Raw genomic sequence first — 20505 nt, 5'->3', positions numbered from 1 at the left:
AAAATAACTTTTCTCATAAAAAAATTACTGACCAGGCTGTCAGTAATTTTTTAGCGTGATAGAATCAAATTGATTTGGGACTTACCTGGGATTTCAATATCCTTTAAAGATTGTTCCAATAATGAAAGAAAGTCGAGCGGCTGTAAAAAGGTAATTTCTTTAAAATTGAGTGTGAAATTTTCTTCATTCGAATTAATCAATTGAACATATACATCTTGCTCTGTGTAGCGCAGAATCCCCAATAAAGTGGGAGTGAAAAACATCGAAAAGTCCCCCTGAATCAGTACTTGTTCTTTCACTCGTTTTTTCGACCAAACTTGATAAGTTTGAAAAACTTCATCTCTAGGTTTTTCCCATGGAAAATATTTGCGATTATCAGGGTCTTTACCACCTGTAAGTGCAACCTCATCTCCATAGTAAATACAAGGTACGCCAGGTAAGCTAAACAACATCGCAATAGCGAGTAGATTATTGCGTGATCCAACCATTGTTAAGATACGCTCAGTATCATGCGTCCCCAGATTATTTAAATTTCCATAAAAGATGCTGTGCGGGTAATTTTCATATAAACTCATAAAGCGTTGAGCAGTCTCTTGACTTGAGCGCTTTCCTATCAAAAAGTTGATAATCAAATCTCGAAAAGGATAATTCATACAGCCCTGAAGGCCTTCACCAAGAATATAGTTGCGACGCGCCCCATACGAAATCTTGTTGGAAGCATCTTCCCAAATCTCACCAATCAAAACTTTTTCAGGGTAATGTGCTAAATTCTCTCGAATCCCACGAATAAAGTGGTCTGGAAGCTCATCAGCAACATCCAGCCGCCAGCCGTCTATGCCAAGCTTATTCCACTTTGCTAGCACAGAATCCTCCTGCCCATAGATAAAGTTTTGGAAGGAAGTATTTTCCTTGTCAATCTCAGGCAAATCTTTTATGCCCCACCACGATTTATACTCTAAGGGATAATTTTCAAATTTAAACCACTGGAAATAAGGAGAATCAGGATTTTTGGCTGCTCCTTCCCTATCACCATAATCGCCGTTGATATTAAAATAGCGTGAGTTTTTGCCCACATGTGAAAAAACACCATCCAATATTACATGCATATCTGACTCATGGGCTTTCTTGAGCAACTCTTTAAAATCGTCTAGCGTTCCGAGCATTGAGTCAATCTCTAAATAATCACTAGTATCGTAACGATGATTACTTATCGCTGAAAAGATTGGATTGAGATAAAGCGCAGTCACACCAAGTTCTTTAAGATAGGGTATTTTTTTGATAATCCCTTGGAGATTGCCCCCAAAAAAATCCCACCGTGCCAAATCCCCATTTTCTTCTTTGACATAAAAGGGTGTATCTGCCTTCGTTCCATAGATAAAAGAATTAGGCTTTGGATGATTAATATGCCCATCTTCGTTTCCATTGTGAAAACGATCAGGAAAAATTTGATAAAAGATAGCTTCACGATACCACTTGGGACTTACATCCTCTCCATCATAAACTGTCAACTGATAGGGCTTCACATCATGTTCATTGCCATATAAGATGCCCTCACCTCCGATTCCCGTACTGCCATAATAATGACGAATCTTTCCCCAATCTGACGGCTCAGAAATCTCGAAATAATAAAAGTAAAGTCCTCTTCCCACATCAAATGGTACTAAGACGCGAAATTTACCTATTGCCGTTCTTTCCATACTAAACTCATAGCGTTTACCAAAATCACGCCGAATAATGAATTTAACTTCTACATGAGGCTTATCGCTATCAAAAAGTACTTCCATCATTTGGCCAACCCTGATAGCGCCAAAAGGTTTTTTATGCGCTGTGCTCCAAGAATTGTAATAATACATCTTCTCTCATTTCATTTCTCATTAATTTCTTACTTTATGATGCTACTTCTTTCATTCTATCATAAACTTATCCAATGTTAGAACAGTATCAAAACTATTTTTTAATATCTAAAAGCTCCTGTACTGACTGACAGGAGCTTTTTTTACTGACCAGCCTGTCAGTAATTATTTTTTAGCTTTAATGTGCCAGATATCATCTGCATATTCTCGAATGGTCCGATCAGAGCTAAAATGACCGGCATTAGCAATGTTCATTAAAGCAGCTTGAGTCCATGCTTTTTGATCCTGATAGCATTTTTCAAGTGCTTCTTGTGCCCGTACATAATCATTAAAATCTCGCAAAACAAAATACTCATCATTATAAGTTGTCAAAGAATCGAAGATCTGTTGTCCTTCAGCTGAAATATTTGGAATTGTTCCATCTACAAAGGTATCTAAAATCCGATGAACCAGTGGATTTTGTTCATAGATATCACGAGAATTGTAATTACCATTTTTATAATAATCATAAACCTCATCTTTAGTTAAACCAAAAACAAAACCATTCTCATAACCCGCTGCTTCAAAAATTTCAATGTTCGCCCCATCCAACGTTCCAATAGTTAGAGCACCATTCAACATAAATTTCATGTTTGATGTTCCAGATGCTTCCTTTGAAGCCAGAGAAATTTGTTCGCCTACATTAGCCGCAGGAATGATAACTTCAGCTAAGGAGACATTATAATTTTCTAAGAACACGACTTTAAGTTGGTCACCAATATCAGGATCGTTATTTATTAAACGAGCAATTTCATTGATACATTTAATAATGGCCTTCGCATAATGATATCCTGGAGCTGCTTTAGCCCCAAAAATATGCACCCGCGCTGTACGGTCAGCTGTTGGATTCTCTTTAATTTCAAAATACAACTTCATGATATGAAAAACATTCAAAAGTTGTCTTTTATAAGCATGAAGCCTTTTGACCTGTACGTCAAAAAGTGCAGTTGGATTGACCACTATCCCATTGCGTTCCTCAATTAATTTCGCAAGCTTTACCTTGTCCTCATACTTCGCTTCTTGTAGACGTTGCAATGTGGCATCATCTTCTTTATAAGATTCTAAAAGTTTGAGCTCTTTTAAATCAGATCGCCACTTCTTCCCAATTGTTTCATCGAGCACCTTTGAGAGTGGCTCGTTTGCAATTTGACTCCAACGCCGGTCAGCGATTCCGTTCGTTTTATTATTAAAGCGCTCTGGATAAATCAGATAAAAATCATGCAATTCAACATCTTTCAACAAATCAGAATGTAATTTTGCCACACCATTTGTCGAGTGCGAACCAATTATTGCAAGATGGGCCATATGGATTTGTCCATCTTTTACAATCCTAGTGCTATGAACCAATTTAGCACCAACTTTTGGTAAAAGCTCCGCCGTCCGTCGCCGATCGATTTCGATGATAATTTGATACAGCCGAGGTAAGAGTGACTTCACCATTTCTTCAGGCCATTTTTCCAAAGCTTCTGACAAGATCGTATGGTTAGTGTAAGACATTACTTTAACCGTAATATTCCAAGCCCTTTCCCACGTTATCCGATACTCATCAATAAGAAGACGCATAAACTCAGCCACACATAAAGCGGGATGTGTATCATTAATATGGACTGAAATAAAATCGCTGATATGCGTGATTGGCGCTTGCTTTGTAGCTTTATAGTGATGCAAAATTCGTTGAAGACCTGCTGAAACAAAGAAATATTCTTGTTTTAAGCGAAGGAGTTGACCATTATAATCTGAATCATTAGGATACAACTCAGAGGAAAGCATTGCAGTTTGATTCATGTACTCGAGATTTTGGAACCGGAGGTCTAAATCTTTGGGAACTTCAGAACGCCAAAGACACATATTATTGACCGTGGTATTTTCAAAACCCACCATTGGAGTATCATAAGGAACCGCAAGCACCCGCTCTTGGTTTTGATAATGGGGAATAAAATGCCCTTCGCCATCATCCTCAAGCCAGACTTCTCCTCCAAAGCAAACTTCTACTGCTTTATCATAACGCCTAACCTCCCATGGATTCCCATTGTCTAACCATGAATCAGGCAACTCGACCTGAAAACCATCAACGATTTTTTGCTTAAACAGTCCATAGCGATAACGGATTCCATTTCCATTAAGTGGTAGACCCGTTGAAGCTGCAGAATCCATAAAACAGCTGGCTAATCGTCCTAAACCGCCATTCCCAATTGCCATGTCAGGTTCTTCAAGGGCAATCTCATCAAGATCTATCCCTAAATCACTCAGTCCTTCTCGTACAGTATCTAAAATTCCTAGGTTTAGGAGATTAGACTTAAGCATTTTTCCGGGCAAAAACTCAATAGAGAAATAATAAGCTTGCTTTTTATTACTCTCATCTTTATAGTGGTTGTCAGCTGCCCAGATACTTGAGTAATAATTCTTTACCACCGAAGATAAGGCGCCGTACTTTTCTTGTGCACCAGCCTTAGCGAGCTCGATTGCAAATTTTGAAGTTAAACGTTCTTCAAAATCATGTTTAAATTGTTCTGTAGAAAGCTTCATGCACCCCTCCTTTTTACAAGCTCTTGATTGAATTGAACTTATCTCTCATTTTCCACGGATTGATAAAGCTCAACATAACGTTGCGATTTATTTTCCCAAGAAAAATCTTCCAGCATAGCTGCCTTTATCAGTTGATTCATCACCTGAGGTGAGTTCCTATAAAGAAGAAGCGCCCTCATAATGGTGTCCTTTAACACATACCCATCAAAATTAACAAAGCCAAAGCCCGTCCCCTTTTTAGTATTGGGATTAAATGGTACAACAGTATCTTTCAGTCCTCCAATTTCATGAACAATCGGCAAAGTCCCATATCGCATTGCAATCATTTGTGAAAGACCACAAGGTTCGAAAGCTGAAGGCATTAAGAAGAAGTCTGAACCAGCATATATTTCCTGTGCAAACTGAAGATCAAATGCAATATTGGCTGAAATTTTATCAGGATATTGTTGAGCAAAGTGCTTAAAAGCCGTTTCGATTTCTGGAAAACCCGTCCCCAATAAGACAATTTGAAGGTCTTCCTGTAATAATGTCTCAAGTTGGGTTAAGACAAGATCAAAACCTTTCTGATTCGTAAGGCGTGACACTATTCCTAAAAGCGGTGTTTCTGCTTTGACGGGAAGCCCTACCCGCTTTTGCAAACTTTCTTTCATTTTAGCTTTTCCAATGCGGTCATCCACTGTAAAATGATGAGCAAGGTGGATATCTGTTTCAGGATTGTAGATTTCATAATCAATCCCATTGAGAATGCCAGATACCTTTCCTTTAACATATTGGAGAATAGGATCTAAGCCACAGCCAAAAGCAGAGGTTTGGATTTCTTTTGCATAACTAGGAGATACCGTATTTACTCGGTCAGCGTATAAAATACCCGTCTTCAGCATATTCAACATGCCATTATGGCGGACCACTCCTTCAAAATAACGCTCCATTCCCATACCAAAAAGCTCAGTTAATGCGGTACCTTGCATAATTCCTTGAAACTCAATATTATGGATTGTTAGGATGGACTTGATTTTATGATAAGCTTTGATCCAAGAAAATTTCTCTTTCAACAAGAAGGGAATCATAGCAGTTTGCCAATCGTTAACGTGTAAAATATCAGGAATAAAATCCAAACGCTCTAAAAGTGTACAGACAGCAAGATCAAAGAAAGCAAAACGCTCTCCGTCATCATAGTAGCCATAAAGCTGCCCTCGTCCAAAGTAGTGTTCATTATCTAAAAAGTAATATTTTACTCCATCTTTTCCTAGGCTCTTTACTCCTACGTATTCACGACGCCATCCAACGTCTACAAAATCGTAAAATTCATCCTGTAAAAGTTCGATATATTCGCTCTTCATTTCACTTTTAAAATAAGGCAGGATGACTGCGACCTCTGAGATTTCTTTTTTCTTTGCCAATTCTTTTGGCAGTGCTCCTGTTACATCCCCTAATCCCCCGGTTTTAAAGAAGGGTGCGCACTCACTAGAAGCAAATAAAATTTTCATTTCGTTTTCCATTCTCTTTGTTTTCGTTCTCCTTCTTTATGAAGTAGAAAAGTAGGCAGTTCCACCCTTTTTATTTATTCAAGAACATCTTCTGCAACAACTGTTCCTTTAGGGATTACTACTGGCTTATCTGGTGTTCCAATAATTTTTACATTATTTTCTACGACAACATTTTTATCAATAATCGCATACTGAATTTTAGCTCCAGATTTTACAAGACTGTTAGTAAAAATTAAGGTGTGCTCAATCAAGGCATCCTTTTGTACTTTTGCCCCGCGTGAGATAAGCGAGCTTCTGATTTCTCCCTCAATAATTCCTCCTGAGCCGAGCTGACTTTTCACAACCTTGCTTTCTTTAGAAAAGTAAGTGGGGACTTCGTTTTTTATTTTAGTATAAATTGGCTGACTGCCATACAAAAGGGAAGTAAAATTAGCCGAATCTAACATCACCATATTTGCATCATAATAAGATTTGATATCCGTAATATTGCTCATATAGCCTGTATACTCATACGTATTCACATCGTACTCTTTCATGTGTACTCTCAAAAGGTGGGAAACTGAAGCGAGTTCTCCGGCTTTCTGCATTTTTTCCAAGAAATCAATCAGACAAGCAGTATTCACGATAAAAATATTAAGACATAATGCTTCTTTTTCTTGAGGGTCTTCCAGTTGATTTTTATAACAGTTGGTCATTTTACCCGACTCATCAAAGCGAAGAATCGTATCATAAGCTCCTGCTAAATCAGGGCTGACTTTTTTATAAACGGCGGTAATTTCTTTTCCAGCCAACTTATGAATCTTCAAGACCGCATTCAAATCAACATTGCAAATGAATTTGCTTCCCAAGAGCACTGTATAAGGGGCTTTTGATTTTTTCAAAAAGCTCAATTGTTGAGCAAAATACTCTTTGCCTTGATCTTTCAAACGCTGGAAGTCTTCTTGGAGGTAGACAAAATAACGGCTTTTAAACCCATCTAAGCCCCACTCACCACCAGAGCCAAGGTGATCAAAAACGGATTGTGTCTCGCCTTGATTAAAAGTCATTAAAATATTATCCACATGCGCATTCGAAAGTGAAGACAGTGGAAAATCAATCATGCGATACTTACAATCAAAGGGAAGCGTCGCAATTGGTCGTTCACTCGTCAGTGGATAAAGTGCATTACTTGATGAAACATTGGATAAAATGGCTGCCATTTTGTTACTATTGTTCATTTTTATCTTCCCCCTTTATTTCTCCGTGTCCGATGACGGCGATTTCTCCCTCACCAATCACTTGCACGTTATCCCCAATTTTCGCGTTTTCTCCCACGATAGCATTCTTTATGACCACATTGGACCCAATAAAAGTACCCGACATGATAAAGCTATTTTCAATTAATGTCCCCTCTTGAACATGAACATTTTGTGACAAGATAGAATGTTTAACTGAGCCATCAATATAGCAACCATCCCCGATTAAAGCATCTTGGATTTCGGCCTTTTCTGTAATAAATTGTGGAGCGGAAATATCATTGCGTGAATAAATTCGCCAGGATTTATCCGTAATGTTTAATTCATTGTCCAAACTTAAAAATTCCATGCTGGATTGGTGTAGCGAATCAATTGTTCCGACATCTTTCCAATAGCCTTTAAAACGGTAGGCAAAGACATTTTCACCCGCTTCAATATAAGCAGGAATTACATCTCCTCCGAAATCCTCCATTGGATTTCCTTTAGAATAACCATTTACTAAGACTTCACGCAGCCTCTTCCAGTTAAAAATGTAAATTCCCATTGAGGCAAGGTTCGATTTTGGATTTTTAGGTTTTTCTTCAAATTCAATAATCCGATCATTATCATCAGTATTCATAATCCCAAAACGGCTTGCTTCTTCAAGCGGTACTTCCATGACGGATACAGTAAGACTTGCGCCACGTTCTTTATGACTTTCGAGCATGGCCTCGTAATCCATTTTATAGATATGGTCTCCAGATAAAATCAAGACATATTCTGGATTTTGTTGGTCAATATAAGCAATGTTCTGATAAACTGCATGTGAAGTCCCCTCGAACCACTTTGAACCTTCTTGAGATGAATAAGGTTGAAGGATGGTCACACCACTATTAATTCCATTTAATCCCCAAGGTGAGCCATTTCCAATATGGGCATTTAATGTGAGCGGCTGATATTGAGTGATAACCCCCACATTTTTCACATTAGAATTTGCACAGTTAGAAAGCGCAAAATCTATGATGCGGTAACGTCCGCCGAAAGGTACAGCTGGTTTAGCTACATCTTTTGTAAGCTTCCCAAGGCGTGTTCCTTGCCCGCCAGCAAGGATAAGTCCGAGCATTTCTGTTGCCATATGAATTAAACCTCCATTTTTATAAACTTTATCATATTTCTTAATATTTTATAATTTTTTTCTTATAAAACAAAATAATACGCTTATCCTTTATTTTCGATGTGCTGAAACAAATCGAGCTAAGAAATCTGTCCACTCCTCATTTTCAAGGAGTGACTCAATGGTGCAGTGAAGACGATAGCGCCAATAATGAAAGGGTTCAGAAGGAATATTAATTTGTTCACTCTGTGGATTTTCTTTTCGGAGCTGTTCATCCAGCGCTAACCAATCCTGAAGCGGCAAGATCACCATCATTGCATTAGAGCTTAAATGTCGGCCAATAATTTCTTTAACAATTTCTACGGTCGCCTGTTTTGGTGCGGCTCCCTGCCAACCCATAATCTCATTATAATAACGTTGCGTCCGAAAATAATCTTCTTCCCACCAGGCCCTTAAAGGGCTTGTATCATGACTTGAAGTCGTAACAACTGACAGGTAGGGGGCATACTGTAGAGGATTGACGAAACTATTATCTGATGGCATGCGTTCGATAATTAATCGTAGTATACCTAGCCGATACATCACATCCGGAACATTTTCTGGGACCATGCCAAGATCTTCACCACAAGCTACCATAGCCGTAGCTTCTTTTAGAATTGGTAATTTTTTGTAGGCTTCTTCTTGCCAAATTAAATCATTTCTTCCATAGAAATAATCATTATAAAGTTTTTCTAACCGTTTTTTATAATCTTCACCAAATTCTCGAAAACTAATTGTTGAGGTAAACGTAATTCGAGGATGATAGAGGTGATCGTTGGTATGATCCTTTAAGAAAATAACATTCTCATGAAGAATATAAAGTCCTTCTTTCAACCAATCAGCGAGGGGAGCACGCTCAATTTTTTTCTGAGAATTATAGGAGGTGTTAAACTCATAATTACCATGCCCTTTGTAGTTTAAAAAGTTTTGTATGACCGTGTCACGGTTATCTCTACCGAAGATTTCGTCAATGACCCAATCTTTTATAAATGGCTCTGTGAAACGTTCTATTCCCCATTCTCTGAACGGAATTCCATAATTTTGCTCAATTTCTTCAGGGCTCAGAGCAAGAGCAGGAGAAAATTGCCCCAAAAGTCCGCGTATGGCCTCCGCTGGAATCTCCCAAATCCGAAAAAAACCAAGAATATGGTCTAGACGGTAAGCATCAAAATATTCAGCCATGGCTAATAACCGCTTTTTCCACCAGTCATAATTTTCTTTTGCCATTTCCGCCCAATTGTAGGTTGGAAAACCCCAATTTTGACCCGTCATTGAAAAGGCATCAGGTGGTGCTCCGGTTTGCATTTCAAGATGAAAGAGGTTAGGATTCGTCCAAGCATCAACGGAATCATGAGCAATGCCAATCGCAATGTCCCCCTTCAGAGCAATCCCTAAGCTGTGACAATAGTACACCGCATCTGTTAACTGTTGATGAAGTAAGTATTGTACAAAAATAAGAAGATCTAATTTTTTGGCTGCATCTTTATTTTCTTGTAACTGCTTATAGTAGTCACTTGAATAGCTAGCATAAGTTTTCCATTTAGTAAAATCAGCCGTTTTATATTTATCGCGCAGATAAGAAAAGACCGCATAGGGTTCTAACCAATTTTTATTTTTTTCATAAAATTCTAAATAGGCGGCTGTATCTTTCACTTTTACAGCACATTTGCGATAAATGAACTTTGCATATTGCCATTTTAGTGCCAAGACTCGCTCGTAGTCAAGTTGCTCCAGCTCGTTTAATTCTGCTTCCGCTTCTGCCAATCTTTGTTTTTGTAATTTTGTATAGTAAGGTTGGAAGTTATGGATATCAAGATAAATAGGATGAAGAGCAAAAACAGAGATGGCGCGATAAGGATAAGAATCTCGCCAATCCATAAAGGTCGTCGTGTCGTTGATAGGTAACAACTGGATGACATCCATTTGGGTCTTTTTAGCAAAATCGGCTAATTTTTTTAAATCTGAGAACTGTCCGACTCCGCTAGATTGCTCTGTTCTTAGCGAAAAAACGGGTATGGCTAATCCCGTATGAAAGGCATTGTGTTCACCTCCGGTTAGAGTAAAATCAGCTGACATTTTATACCTCCAATTATTATTTTTACTACAAGAAAACGGTTTCTAGTATTTCTTTTCTCATTATAACCTATTTCTCATTGATATACCACTATCAATTGCGACTTTTCAGAAAAAATAAATTTTTTTACAGTAAAACCCAAACATTATGATTGGATTACAAAACATATTTTAGAGAATAAAAAAACCTCATTAGTAGAACTAATAAGGTTCGAGTTATTAATCTTTTTTAATAAAATTAGTCAAGACTCCGTTAATAAAGCGGCTGGATTTGTCGTCACTAAAGTCTTTAGAAAGCTCTACGGCTTCATTTACCGCTACGACATCTGGGGTATCTGTAAATAAAATTTCGTAAGCTGATACTTCTAAGATAACTTGTTCAATCAACGTAAGTCGAGCAAAACTCCAATTTTTAGCGAGATAAGCAGAAAGCTTTTCATCGAGGGTTTCTTTTTGCTGAAGAACCCCATCTACTAGTGTAGTGAAATAGCTTGGTTCGTCCAAATTTCCAGCTTGTTCATTATCATAATTGAGCACGAAAGTTTTAGTACGTCCGAGCAAAGCCTGAGTCTGAGCATGGGCTTCTTGTTCTGCTTGCGCTAGTTTTTCGTCAAGCTCTGTTGCTAATTTGGCTGGTACAAAAAGTTCCTCTGAATAGCGCTCAAGAATATTTTCATGAAGAAAAGCAAAGGTTTTTTTGAAAGTGGCATAAGCTTCATCGCTTGTAGCCTTTTCAGGCAAATTTTTCAAAAACTCCAGTACTTTTGGAGCGACTGGCTCTTCATCGAGTTCAATCTGAAAAAGACGAATCAGATTAAGATTGGCCATAATGCCACTAAACAAGTTAGTGGCTTCGTATTCATTCATTTTTTTAGCGTAACCACCAAAGTCGCGCATAAAAGCAAGCGCTTTAGCTACCGTTGTTTTTTCGATATTTTCCACACCGAGAATCTCATAGATTTCGTAAATCTTCTCAAGTGGTTCTGAGAGGGATTTGGGAAATTTACGGACCGTGATTCGCTCATCACGAAAATCAACGTCAAAGCGGATGGTTTGGGCAAGCACTGCTTCAAGTTTTTCAACATTTTCTCGGAAAGCTTTGACAACAGTTGTTGCCATTTCATTTTGAACAGTATAGCTAAAAAGCGTTTGAACAGCACGTTGGCGAATTTGGTGTTGTGTGAGCGTTCTAGGCATCAAAGAACCCCTCGTCAAACAAATCTTCAAGTGCTGGTTTGGTTTGTTTTTCAGTCATGACACCCACGATATGGATATTGACTTCATCAATTACAATCTCAGTAGCTTGAGCAACTGCTTCTTTCACTTCTTTTTGGATTTTAGCGGCAACTGCCGGAACGCTTACGCCATAAGTCAGGTAAACATAGATATCTACAGCGACTTTATCATCTGTTGATTCAATGTAAACACCGCGTCCTTCATTTTGTTTTCCAAGGCGATCAGAAAAACGTTTGTTGCGCAGTGCATAAACGCCATCGATTTTGGCGGTTGTAATGCCGATAATGACTTCTAGAACTTCTGGTGCGATAACAATATCACCAAGTTCTTCAGAATGTACAGTTTTTTCTGCCATATTGATTTCCTCTTTAAGCGATAAATGTGGGTAAAATCAGAAAAAGTCTTCTTTTATGCCCACATTTTTTTACTGTTTTAAATTCTTCCTTCTTAAAAAAGGTAAAGAATCCAACGTTCAAAGACGACAGATTTACTGACAGAGCCGTCAGTAAATCTGTCAAAGTACTTACGACTTAAGCACGTTTCAAGTATTCACCTGTTTGGGTATTGATTTCAAGTTTTGTCCCAACTTCAACAAAGTCAGGGACGTTAACTACCAAACCAGTTTCCATAGTTGCTGGTTTACCTGAACCAGTTACAGTAGCCCCTTTGATTGAAGGTTGTGTTTCAGTTACTTCAAGCACAACTGTTGTTGGCAATTGGATCCCAATCACTTCTGTACCGTAAAATTGGATTTTTACGTCAGTATTTTCAAGGACATAAAGGAGTTCGTCTTTGACTTGTTCCACTGGAATTTCGTATTGTTCATACGTTTCATTATTCATGAAGTTAGCTGTATCATCCATTGAGTAAAGGTATTGAGCAGTTACTGTTTCGATAACAGCTTGTTCAAATTTATCTTCAGGACGGTATGTATCGTCGAAAGTTGATCCAGAGCGCACGTCTTTAAGTTTCATACGCATGATGGTATTCCCTTTACCTGGTTTGTGGTGGCTTGCTTCCATCACGCGCAGGAGTTTGTCTCCGTTCAAAAATGTCATGCCTGATTTAAGATCTTTTGCTAAAACCATTGTTTATGTTTCTCCTAGTATGTATAAATTTAGATATTCTGTCACTTTCGTGGCTACTGACAGCTCTGTCAGTAAGTTTCTTTCAGTACAAGTTCGGTTGCTGTCTGTAAAACAGCTTATCAGCTTACTGACCGCTTGGTCAGCATTTTTTGTGCACGAAAAATGTGAAATGACAGGATTTAACAACTTATTTTATCATAATCTTGAGGCTTTTTCAAATAACGATAAGCTCTTTTGGGGCATTTGTCAGGACTTCACATCCCTTTTCAGTAATCAAAAGGTCATCTTCAATCCTCACCCCTCCTTGATTGGGTAAATAAATCCCTGGCTCATCGGTCACAACCATTCCTGCCTTTAAGAGAGGTTGGGTCATGGCAGCACTAAAATAAGGGATTTCATGCACCTCGAGCCCCAAGCCATGCCCAATTCCATGTGTAAACTGTGCTGCATAACCCGCTTCACGAATCACCGCTCGAGGTAACTCATCGAAAGTGGCATAAGTCATGCCTGCTTTTGCTTGCTCGATCAGCGTCGTATTTGCTTGATGCACAATGTTATAAATTTCAGCTAAAGGATCACTCACTTCACCAACAAAAATTGTTCGGGTCATATCACTGGCATAATGATGATAATAACAGCCAAAATCAATCGTAACGGGATCCCCAAACTCAATCAACTTGTGAGTAGCGACGCCATGTGGCAGGGCACTACGTTTGCCACTTGCCACAACCGTTTCAAAAGAAATCCCGCTCGCACCCAATGCTCTCATTTTGAAATCTAGAAAATTAGCCACATCAATTTCGCTACGACCTGGCTCAATGAACTTGAGGACTTCTCGAAAAGCCTGATCAGCAATCGCACAAGCCTGACGAATCTTTTGGATTTCATCTGAATCTTTAACCTGACGTAATTCCAATAAAAAATTGCTGGTTGAAAAAAGGTCAATTTTCGTCATACTTCTTGATAATCTTTTGAAAAAGGCATAATCTACAGTCTCTTCAAATGCCATATTTTTAAATTGTTCACTTACTGACAGCTCTGTCAGTAGACTTATAGGATCCCGCGTTTCAATAATTTCAAAGTCCTTGATGAGACTGCGCGCCATTTCTGTATAACGACTATCAGTCATAAAAATATTCCGCGTTTTGGTCAAAAGTACGGTTGCTGCTGTCCCTGAAAATCCAGTTAGATAATAAATATTTTGCTTATCCGTAACCAAGAAACTATCTATCTGTTCCGCCGTCAGCTTTGCTCTTAATTTTTCCAGTCTCATCATTTCCTCACAACTCTAGTGACCTTTTACGTTAGACCACGAACCTTTTTCTCCATCATAACACAAAAACGCTAGGTCCTCCTAACGTTTTTCCAAATTTATTTTTTCAAGGGTAAAAGGGCATCAGCCAACTTGCCAAACTCTGCGATAGATAAAGCTTCAGCTCGTATCGTCGGTGCTATTTCAGCTTGGGCAAGTAGTCTTTCAATTTCAGGTTTGTTTTCCTTACCAAAAGCAGCCTGCATATTATTCATCAGTGTTTTACGGCGATGGACAAAAGCACTGTGCATTGTTTTAAAGAACCATGCTTCATCTTGCACCTCAACCAATGGCTGTTCACGTCGCACCATTTTTAAAATGGCTGAGTCCACATTTGGTGCGGGAATAAAGACCGTTCGAGGCACAACAAAAGCAACACTCGCTTCCATATAATATTGCACCGCAATGGATAACGAGCCATATGCTTTACTATTTGGCTTTGCAGCGATTCGATCCGCTACCTCTTTTTGCATCATCACTACAAACTCCGCAAAAGGAATCTTACTTTCAATCAGATGCATCAAAATCGGAGTGGTGATATAGTAAGGCAGATTTGCAACGACCTTAATTGGTAAACTTGGATCTTTAAATTGCTGAATTTGAGTCGCTAAGTCCACTTTCAAGATATCCGCATTAACCAAAGTAAAATTATCATAGTTTTCCAAAGTTTCATCTAAGATTGGGATTAATGTTTTATCAATTTCAAAAGCCATCACTTCAGCAGCTTCTTCTAAGAGATACTGAGTCAGCGATCCAATCCCTGGACCAATTTCTATAACATTTACCTGTTTAGATAGCCCCGCTGTTTGTGTTATTTTAGTTAAAATATTATGGTCAGTTAAAAAATTCTGGCCAAATTTTTTCTTGAAGTTAAAATCATGTCGACGCAAGATGTCCTGAGTCCGAATGATATTTGAAATCCGATCAATATCTGTTTTTGTCATAGTGTTATTATAACGGAAATTTGAACTAAAAGCTACTCTACTTCGACTCGATAACCTTCTGAGTGCTCACCCAAATTTTCAAACTCCTCTATAAGACGCCATGATTGTTTCCAACTGTGACTTGGAAATGCCAAACATATTGAGCCTTTTTTCAATTTGTTTTCCGTTCGCATAACCAATTCGGAGCTGCTCACATACATATTCACGTCGTTTTCGACTATCTGCTCTCATAATTAAGCCAAGAGCCATCAAATCCGCTTGCTCCAACTTTACTGACTGCTCTGTCAGTACCGCATCTCCGCCCAAAACAGAATTAAGGGCACGCTTTAGGTCTTCATACTTCGCATGTTCTACACCCAGTGAGCCCTTACCTTTAGGTCTTGCCTCATCGCGATTTAAAAAAGCATGTTTAGCATTTGGAACGGCTTTCATTATGATTTTACGAATTCTTTCTCCTTGGAAATCTGGATCAGTAAAAACAATAATTCCTCGCTTATCTTCTAACCTCTTTAGTCGTTCTAAATCTCTGTCATCAATAGATGAACCTCCTGTTTCATAGGTCTCACAGTCAAAATAACGCTTAAGATTCGCTGTGTCATCTCGTCCCTCTACCACAATTACTTCATTAATTTTTTGCTTTTCTACCATAATTTGCTAAATATTTCTCTTTATCTCTTCGATTTTTAAGGATAATCACTTTATTTTCAACATTAAATTTTTTTATTTTTTGCTCAATCTGTGGAAACTCTTTTTCAGGAAAGGTCCAAACAAATTTTAAAAATTCTAAATATTCCTTGTCCCATTTTTCTTTGAACTCTTCAGCAATATCTGGACGATTTTTACCAAAAACACGACTCTTAATCGAGCGCTTAATCACCCGAAACGTTGTTTTTAAACGGGGTGTCTTCAACCAGATTACTTCATCAGCAAAAGGTAATCGCTCATCTAAAGTTGAACCGTAATTTCCATCAATAATCACATTCTCATTTTGAAAAATAAAAATTCTTGTCGCCTCACGTAACTTTTCTCTGGCAATTTCACTTGGATATTTATGAAAAACCTTATCTAAATGCAAAATAGGATAACTTGTAATTTTTCCTAATTCTCTTGCAAAAGTTGATTTACCACTTCCTGAACTACCAATAATCATAATTTTCATAAAAATAGCTCCTATCCAAATCAAAATAAATACGAATTTATTTTTTCAAGCCAAAAATCCTCAAGGCATTTTCTGTTGTCGCTTTAGCCACTTCATCAGCAGAAATTTCACGTAATTCAGCAATTTTCTCAATAATATATTTTGTGTAAGCTGGTCTATTTTCTTTTCCACGATATGGCATTGGTGTTAAATAAGGCGCATCAGTTTCCACTAAAATTTTGTCCAAGGGAACTGTAGCCGCAGCCTCCTGAACATCAAGAGCCTTCTTAAAAGTGACTACACCTGAAAAAGAAATCATCATTCCAAGCTCTACAAATTTGAGTGCCTCATCGGCTGTCCCAGAAAACGAATGCATAATCGCACCAGCAGGACCAACACCTTCTGATTTAATAATTTCATAAGTATCATCAAGCGCATCACGTGTATGAACTTGAAAAGGCAGACCGATTTCCTTAGAAATTTGGATTTGTCTTCTAAAAACTCGTTCTTGTTCTTCTTTCGGACGGACCATCCAGTGATAATCCAAACCAATTTCTCCAAGAGCAACAACTTTTTTTGCTGACAGCTTGGTCAGTAAATAATTTTCAGCTTGGTCATCAAATTCAGCAGCATCATCAGGATGCCAGCCAATTGTTGCGTAGCATTCTTCAAATTTCTCAGCCAACAAAAGTGCTGCATCATTTAATTCATAGTTGCTTCCCACATTATTAATTCTTGTTACGCCAAAATCTTGCGCCTTAAGCAGCTCTTCTTGGATCCGACCTTCAAATTCACTAGTATTGAGATGTGTATGTGTATCAAAAATTTCTATCATGTTATTCATCATAATTCCTCATCATTCCTAATGCCTCTTTTGTGCTTTAAGTCTTATTGAAAAATTATGTTTTCTCACCTTTCTTATCCTCTTAGTCTGCTTTTACGAGTACTATTATTCAAATTTTCACCTTTTTTACTCTTCATAAAGAACCTACAAGACTAACTGAGAGAACAAACATAACCCGCCATCTTCTCGCCTTAAGACATCTTCTCTATAATAAGAAAGCCTTGCTTTTTACACTGTTTATTATAGCAAAAATAATGGAATCAGGCTCTATAACAAGAGTCACTAATCAACTTGAAACTTTAATTTATGCAGTATACTATGATAGAATAATGAAAATAACAAGGAGATAAAGATGAAAATGATAGAAATTAAGACACTAACAACAGATTTAATTGAACGCTTATTGATTATTTGGGAAAGTTCTGTCAGAGCAACACATGACTTCTTATCAGATGAAGAAATCAATAACATCAAAAAATGTGTCCCAGATGCCCTGAAAAACATCGAACATTTGATTATCCTAGAAGACACCTCTAAACAGCCTCTAGGATTTATGGGAATTAGCAATCAAACACTCGAGATGCTCTTTATAGCAGACAAAAATCGAGGCAAGGGATTAGGAAAACAGCTTTTATCCTATGGCATTGAGCATTACGCTGTGCAAAAATTGACTGTCAATGAACAAAATCCACTGGCTAGAGGATTTTATGAACATATGGGCTTTCAAACCTATAAACGAAGCGAATTCGATGAACAAGGAAACAATTATCCCATTTTATATATGCGTAAAATTGACTGATTATGAGAACTAAAATTTCCCATTGCAGTACCAAAATATCATACATTTCTCATTTTATTTCATCAAAAGCAACACATTAAAGTCAAACAATTTAACGTTAGCAATAGCTATTTATATTAGTCTTTCTAAAGTTATATCAAATAAAAAAAGCAAGGTCAACGCCTTGCTTTTATTTCATTTAGATTCAAATTTTATGCACATTCGAAGCAAAACGTCCTCGTGATGTCATTGCAACCTCAAATGTAACTTTTTGTCCGTCAATGTACTTCTTAAAACCACTCCCTTGGATATCTGAAAGATAGGCAAATACATCTTGACTATCTTCAGTCAAGATAAATCCATAACCTTTATCAATATTAAACCAGTTTATTGTTCCTCTTATCATTAGAAACTCCTTTCGCTAAATTGTAAATCCTATTTTGCGAAAAAGTGCATTCCTAAAACATTTAAACTCGAGACAAAACCTACACCCTCATAGTATCATCTATAGGTCCGAAAGTCAATGTTTCCAAATCAGAGTTCGCGTATTCTTTTATGATTGCCTAGATTGTCATGAGGATTTGCTTTAGCAAGATTTAAGGTTTCTCTATCAACAACTCTAACATCTTTATTTTCAAGTTCTACTACCAAGGCATTTTTATAAATCGTAACATCCCCAGAGATTATTCGTGCCTTCTCACCATTTGCCAATGTAATACAGTCGCCAGTTTCCATTTAATTTCCAACCTCTCTAAATCTTCTTTAAAGTTTCATTCTCCGCACAGTTTTATATGAAAAATAAGGACCTATCGTCCTTACTCACTCATCCTATGTATTGCGGGAATAGGATTTGAACCTATGACCTTCGGGTTATGAGCCCGACGAGCTACCGAGCTGCTCCATCCCGCTTCGCAAGTATAACACTAATCCCTACCCTTGTCAAATCTACTAATGCCTCAAAGAGATAAGCTGTCCCATCTCTTGTTTTTTATTGGCATAAAGTTAGTAAAAAAGCCCTCTTCTTTTTCTTAAATGTCTAATCAGAAGACCCAAATTTGCACAAGTTACTGCTCCAATGACTAAAGCTAATCCCAGAAATCTTAATACTTCTGCTACAACGCCATGGAAAACATAAATGCTTCCAACGCTTAGAAATATTCCTAAAATCGCTGTGTAATACCAACTTTTGTTAACTCTTATCACGTTCATCTTCCTCTCAAATTTGTTTATAAAAGTATATCATAGAATACAAAAAAGTATATACCAATATGCTCAAGGAGTGACTTTTGTGGCTTAGGAAAAGTGCTAAGTGAGCAATAAATCGATCCATAAAATAAATCAGATGTAAATAATATTACTAAATCGTCTATGTTACAAGAATCCTACTTTACCTTTTATCCACAATGCAACTACTTTGAATGAAAAACTCAAAGAAATTATTTCCTTTCTCACAAGAAAATAGCTTATTCATTTCATGTATTGTATAAATAATTTAAAATTTTCGAACCTATTCTTTTGATTACTTAATTTTTTTATTATATGATTACAGTAATACAAGATATGGAGGAAGATATATGACAGATACTGTGGAAGTGTTGCTCGTTGCAAAAGATAGTCACCTTTATTTCTTTGATGCTCTAACAGAAATAGACGTAATGTCGGGGAATGAATTAAAAGAACTAACAAAGTTTAATTCTAAAGAAGCAGAAAAGTTAGCTCGTTACCAACTTATTATTTTTATGGATAGTGGCTTCCATCCTGAGTATGCAAAGCAAGTAAAAAAATATACTTCCGCACGTTTAGTCCTCTTTTTTTGGAATAAGATAGCGGACAAGAGACTTGAGTTATTATTGGATACGAAAAAAGATGGTAGCATCGATGATTACTATAGTTTCGATCCCATTGAAGCAAAAAAATTCGGCCTCTATCATAACTCCACCTTCTATAAATCATGTGTAGAGCTCTCAAAACAAGCACCTCAATACGATTTGTTTTTCGGAGGCAATAACAAAGGAAGACGGAATATGGCCCATGTTCTAGAAAGCAAATTTGGAAATTTGGGAATTTCTTTGAATCTTTTCATCATTGAAGGCAATGAGGGACATAAAAATAGAGGATACCTCCCTTATCAGCAGTTTTTAGAATTTCTATCCCCCTCCAATGGAATATTAGAAATAATGCAAGAAGAGCAACATGGACTAACACTTCGTACGATGGAGTCATTATTTTTCCAAAAAAAGCTCGTCACTACAAATCTGGAAATTAAACGTTACTATTTTTATCATCCAGATAATATTTTTATTTTAGGACATGATTCTTTAGAAGATTTGCCAGCATTCATGAGTAAGCCACATAAACAGCTCAACGCTGATATGATTCGATTTTTCGAGCCTCAGTCATGGCTTCAGCGTTTTTTCTGTGAAGAAAGACTAGAAGAGAACGGCTTATATTTTGATTCAAATAATTAGATATAACTAAATAAGCATAAAAAAACTACTAAACCCTAGTTTTAATACTATGCTATTTAAAAAGCTAAATGATCTTAGTATCTAAAAGAAAACTGTCATATACATTAAACGTAAATTAGAGAAAACGCTACTAAAATAAAATTGTTCTTAAAAACAAAACAATTTTTTTGAGTCTCCATTCTCGTTATGGTAGAGTATAACCATAGATGTATGCAATAAATTACCTAAAAAGACAGTGCATACTAGAAAGAGGTATTTTATGATTTGGTCGTTAATAGTAGGAGCTATTATTGGTTTGATTGCAGGGGCAATCACAAATAAAGGGGGATCGATGGGCTGGATCGCTAATATC

At 37.3% G+C, this 20505-nt stretch carries 18 protein-coding genes, 1 tRNA gene and 1 pseudogene; 3 read left to right on the top strand and 17 right to left on the bottom strand.

What is annotated here, in order from left to right:
• Positions 1-50: 50 nt before the first annotated feature.
• From JKP71_RS00100 to JKP71_RS00035, 14 genes are all read right to left on the bottom strand, one after another.
• A complete protein-coding gene (locus tag JKP71_RS00100; RefSeq protein WP_200406581.1) occupies positions 51-1853 on the bottom strand; it encodes a glycoside hydrolase family 13 protein in 1803 nt (600 codons plus the stop codon).
• Between the two features lie 165 nt (positions 1854-2018).
• Positions 2019-4418, bottom strand: a complete 2400-nt coding sequence (locus tag JKP71_RS00095) for a glycogen/starch/alpha-glucan phosphorylase (protein ID WP_200406580.1) — start codon at positions 4416-4418, stop codon at positions 2019-2021.
• Positions 4419-4456: 38 nt separating this feature from the next.
• The gene (gene glgA / locus JKP71_RS00090) at positions 4457-5905 is read right to left on the bottom strand and encodes a glycogen synthase GlgA (RefSeq protein ID WP_200406579.1); all 1449 of its coding nucleotides are present in this window, start codon (positions 5903-5905) and stop codon (positions 4457-4459) included.
• Between the two features lie 74 nt (positions 5906-5979).
• Positions 5980-7122: a glucose-1-phosphate adenylyltransferase subunit GlgD gene (gene glgD, locus JKP71_RS00085; protein WP_075525096.1), complete on the bottom strand. Its 1143-nt coding sequence runs from the start codon at positions 7120-7122 to the stop codon at positions 5980-5982.
• The gene (locus tag JKP71_RS00080) at positions 7112-8254 is read right to left on the bottom strand and encodes a glucose-1-phosphate adenylyltransferase (protein ID WP_075525097.1); all 1143 of its coding nucleotides are present in this window, start codon (positions 8252-8254) and stop codon (positions 7112-7114) included. The genes glgD and JKP71_RS00080 overlap by 11 nt, the downstream gene beginning before the upstream one ends.
• Positions 8255-8344: 90 nt before the next feature.
• Positions 8345-10348 carry a 4-alpha-glucanotransferase gene (locus tag JKP71_RS00075; protein WP_200406578.1) on the bottom strand — a complete coding sequence of 668 codons (2004 nt, stop codon included), beginning with the start codon at positions 10346-10348 and terminating at the stop codon, positions 8345-8347.
• A 216-nt stretch (positions 10349-10564) separates the two neighbouring features.
• Positions 10565-11542, bottom strand: coding sequence for a transcription antitermination factor NusB (nusB, locus tag JKP71_RS00070; protein WP_200406577.1), 978 nt, complete (start codon positions 11540-11542; stop codon positions 10565-10567).
• Positions 11535-11936, bottom strand: a complete 402-nt coding sequence (locus tag JKP71_RS00065; protein WP_075525100.1) for an Asp23/Gls24 family envelope stress response protein — start codon at positions 11934-11936, stop codon at positions 11535-11537. The genes nusB and JKP71_RS00065 overlap by 8 nt, the downstream gene beginning before the upstream one ends.
• A gap of 175 nt (positions 11937-12111) precedes the next feature.
• Complete coding sequence (gene efp / locus JKP71_RS00060; RefSeq protein ID WP_075525101.1) at positions 12112-12669, bottom strand: elongation factor P; 558 nt, start codon at positions 12667-12669, stop codon at positions 12112-12114.
• 214 nt (positions 12670-12883) lie between these two features.
• Positions 12884-13942 carry a M24 family metallopeptidase gene (locus JKP71_RS00055; protein WP_200406576.1) on the bottom strand — a complete coding sequence of 353 codons (1059 nt, stop codon included), beginning with the start codon at positions 13940-13942 and terminating at the stop codon, positions 12884-12886.
• Between the two features lie 98 nt (positions 13943-14040).
• Positions 14041-14925 carry a 16S rRNA (adenine(1518)-N(6)/adenine(1519)-N(6))-dimethyltransferase RsmA gene (rsmA, locus tag JKP71_RS00050; RefSeq protein ID WP_075525103.1) on the bottom strand — a complete coding sequence of 295 codons (885 nt, stop codon included), beginning with the start codon at positions 14923-14925 and terminating at the stop codon, positions 14041-14043.
• Between the two features lie 78 nt (positions 14926-15003).
• Positions 15004-15573, bottom strand: a complete 570-nt coding sequence (gene rnmV / locus JKP71_RS00045; RefSeq protein ID WP_200406575.1) for a ribonuclease M5 — start codon at positions 15571-15573, stop codon at positions 15004-15006.
• Positions 15551-16084 (bottom strand): P-loop NTPase family protein, encoded by a 534-nt coding sequence (locus JKP71_RS00040; protein WP_200406574.1) that lies wholly within the window; start codon positions 16082-16084, stop codon positions 15551-15553. The genes rnmV and JKP71_RS00040 overlap by 23 nt, the downstream gene beginning before the upstream one ends.
• A 37-nt stretch (positions 16085-16121) precedes the next feature.
• The gene (locus tag JKP71_RS00035) at positions 16122-16895 is read right to left on the bottom strand and encodes a TatD family hydrolase (protein ID WP_200406879.1); all 774 of its coding nucleotides are present in this window, start codon (positions 16893-16895) and stop codon (positions 16122-16124) included.
• 364 nt (positions 16896-17259) lie between these two features.
• Here JKP71_RS00035 and JKP71_RS00030 point away from each other — a divergent pair, with 364 nt between their 5' ends.
• Positions 17260-17706, top strand: a complete 447-nt coding sequence (locus JKP71_RS00030) for a GNAT family N-acetyltransferase (RefSeq protein ID WP_200406573.1) — start codon at positions 17260-17262, stop codon at positions 17704-17706.
• Between the two features lie 184 nt (positions 17707-17890).
• Here JKP71_RS00030 and JKP71_RS00025 read toward each other — a convergent pair whose 3' ends face one another.
• From JKP71_RS00025 to JKP71_RS00015, 3 genes are all read right to left on the bottom strand, one after another.
• Complete coding sequence (locus tag JKP71_RS00025) at positions 17891-18091, bottom strand: cold-shock protein (RefSeq protein WP_075525106.1); 201 nt, start codon at positions 18089-18091, stop codon at positions 17891-17893.
• A gap of 128 nt (positions 18092-18219) precedes the next feature.
• A complete protein-coding gene (locus JKP71_RS00020) occupies positions 18220-18420 on the bottom strand; it encodes a bacteriocin (RefSeq protein ID WP_200406572.1) in 201 nt (66 codons plus the stop codon).
• A 100-nt stretch (positions 18421-18520) separates the two neighbouring features.
• Positions 18521-18594, bottom strand: a tRNA-Met gene (locus tag JKP71_RS00015).
• 665 nt (positions 18595-19259) lie between these two features.
• Here JKP71_RS00015 and JKP71_RS00010 point away from each other — a divergent pair.
• Positions 19260-20153, top strand: a complete 894-nt coding sequence (locus JKP71_RS00010) for a WaaS/CpsH family glycosyltransferase (RefSeq protein ID WP_200406571.1) — start codon at positions 19260-19262, stop codon at positions 20151-20153.
• 259 nt (positions 20154-20412) lie between these two features.
• Positions 20413-20505: pseudogene (locus JKP71_RS00005) on the top strand (GlsB/YeaQ/YmgE family stress response membrane protein); the annotation flags it as partial.

It is taken from the genome of Lactococcus taiwanensis, from assembly GCF_014905395.1.
In the GTDB taxonomy this organism is placed as follows: Bacteria; Bacillota; Bacilli; order Lactobacillales; family Streptococcaceae; genus Lactococcus; species Lactococcus taiwanensis.
This window is presented reverse-complemented; position numbering and strand designations above follow the sequence as displayed.